This is a genomic window from Psychrobacter sp. CoH-33_TS_01, from assembly GCF_058189395.1.
Genome location: NZ_JBVGQI010000027.1, coordinates 1 through 848, shown reverse-complemented (window position 1 = coordinate 848; position 848 = coordinate 1). Strand labels below are relative to the sequence as shown.

1 pseudogene is annotated in these 848 nt (G+C 55.2%); it reads right to left on the bottom strand.

The features are described from left to right. Positions 1 to 848: pseudogene (locus ACZ2XM_RS15405) on the bottom strand (hypothetical protein); the annotation flags it as partial.

Below are 848 nucleotides of genomic sequence, written 5' to 3'. Positions count from 1 at the left end.
ACATCAGTGGTGGTACCAGTAACCGCTACCGTGTCATCAGTATTGTTCGGTGTAACGATGGCCGTGATAGCGCCTGCGGTCGCATCCATCTCTTCAGAGGCCGTGACGTCAACCACTTGACCGTTGTTGTCAGTGGCGGTAACCGTCGCTGTGATTTCCCCATCGACTAAGGTTGAGGTATCAATCGCACCTGTGTCATAGCTGCCATCAGGATTTACGGTGGCTGTGCCAGTAGCGGTGTTGCCTAACGCATCGGTCAAGGTCACGCTTACCGTAGCCCCTGGCGCCACATCGGTTGTGGTACCGGTAACTGCTACCGTGTCATCAGTATCGTTTGGTGTAACGATGGCCGTGATAGCGCCTGCGGTCGCATCCATCTCTTCAGAGGCCGTGACGTCAACCACTTCACCGTTATTGTCAGTGGCGGTAACCGTCGCTGTGATTTCCCCATCAACTAAGCCTGAGGTGTCAATTGCACCCGTGTCATAGCTGCCATCAGCATTTACGGTGGCTGTGCCAGTAGCGGTGCTGCCTTGCGCATCGGTCAAGGTCACGCTTACCGTAGCCCCTGGCGCCACATCGGTTGTGGTACCGGTAACCGCTACCGTGTCATCAGTATCGTTTGGTGTAACGATGGCCGTAATAGCGCCTGCGGTCGCATCCATCTCTTCAGATGCCGTGATGTCAACCACTTGACCGTTGTTGTCAGTGGCGGTAACCGTCGCTGTGATCTCCCCATCGACTAAGGTTGAGGTATCAATCGCACCTGTGTCATAGCTGCCATCAGGATTTACGGTGGCTGTGCCAGTAGCGGTGTTGCCTAACGCATCGGTCAAGGTCACGCTTAC